The sequence below is a fragment of the Photorhabdus sp. RM71S genome (genome assembly GCF_042879355.1).
GTDB classification, from domain to species: domain Bacteria; phylum Pseudomonadota; class Gammaproteobacteria; order Enterobacterales; family Enterobacteriaceae; genus Photorhabdus; species Photorhabdus kayaii.
In genome coordinates this window covers 1-1,475 of record NZ_JBHFKV010000122.1, presented here as the reverse complement: position 1 = coordinate 1,475, position 1,475 = coordinate 1, and the positions used below count along the sequence as shown (strand labels likewise).

The 1,475-nt window shown below is 54.8% G+C and carries 1 rRNA gene; it reads left to right on the top strand.

The features are described from left to right. Positions 1-22: 22 nt before the first annotated feature. Positions 23-1,475: ribosomal RNA gene (locus ACGF5R_RS23935) — 16S ribosomal RNA — on the top strand; the annotation flags it as partial.

Sequence of the window (1,475 nt, the reverse complement as noted above, 5' to 3'; positions counted from 1 at the left end):
AATTCTTTGAGCATCAAGCTTTGAATTGAAGAGTTTGATCATGGCTCAGATTGAACGCTGGCGGCAGGCCTAACACATGCAAGTCGGGCGGTAACAGGAAAGCGCTTGCGCTTTTGCTGACGAGCGGCGGACGGGTGAGTAATGTCTGGGGATCTGCCCGAGGGCGGGGGATAACCACTGGAAACGGTGGCTAATACCGCATAATGTCGCGAGACCAAAGTGGGGGACCTGAAAGGGCCTCACGCCGTCGGATGAACCCAGATGGGATTAGCTGGTAGGTAGGGTAACGGCCTACCTAGGCGACGATCTCTAGCTGGTCTGAGAGGATGACCAGCCACACTGGGACTGAGACACGGCCCAGACTCCTACGGGAGGCAGCAGTGGGGAATATTGCACAATGGGCGGAAGCCTGATGCAGCCATGCCGCGTGTATGAAGAAGGCCTTCGGGTTGTAAAGTACTTTCAGCGGGGAGGAAGGATTTAGCCTGAAGAGGGTTAGATTTTGACGTTACCCGCAGAAGAAGCACCGGCTAACTCCGTGCCAGCAGCCGCGGTAATACGGAGGGTGCGAGCGTTAATCGGAATGACTGGGCGTAAAGCGCACGCAGGCGGTGAATTAAGTTAGATGTGAAATCCCCGGGCTCAACCTGGGAATGGCATCTAAGACTGGTTGACTGGAGTCTCGTAGAGGGGGGTAGAATTCCATGTGTAGCGGTGAAATGCGTAGAGATGTGGAGGAATACCGGTGGCGAAGGCGGCCCCCTGGACGAAGACTGACGCTCAGGTGCGAAAGCGTGGGGAGCAAACAGGATTAGATACCCTGGTAGTCCACGCTGTAAACGATGTCGATTTGGAGGTTGTGGCCTAGAGCTGTGGCTTCCGGAGCTAACGCGTTAAATCGACCGCCTGGGGAGTACGGCCGCAAGGTTAAAACTCAAATGAATTGACGGGGGCCCGCACAAGCGGTGGAGCATGTGGTTTAATTCGATGCAACGCGAAGAACCTTACCTACTCTTGACATCCTCAGAATTTGCTGGAGACAGCGAAGTGCCTTCGGGAACTGAGAGACAGGTGCTGCATGGCTGTCGTCAGCTCGTGTTGTGAAATGTTGGGTTAAGTCCCGCAACGAGCGCAACCCTTATCCTTTGTTGCCAGCGCGTGAAGGCGGGAACTCAAAGGAGACTGCCGGTGATAAACCGGAGGAAGGTGGGGATGACGTCAAGTCATCATGGCCCTTACGAGTAGGGCTACACACGTGCTACAATGGCGGATACAAAGTGAAGCGACCTCGCGAGAGCAAGCGGAACACACAAAGTCTGTCGTAGTCCGGATTGGAGTCTGCAACTCGACTCCATGAAGTCGGAATCGCTAGTAATCGTAGATCAGCATGCTACGGTGAATACGTTCCCGGGCCTTGTACACACCGCCCGTCACACCATGGGAGTGGGTTGCAAAAGAAGTCGGTAGCTTAACCG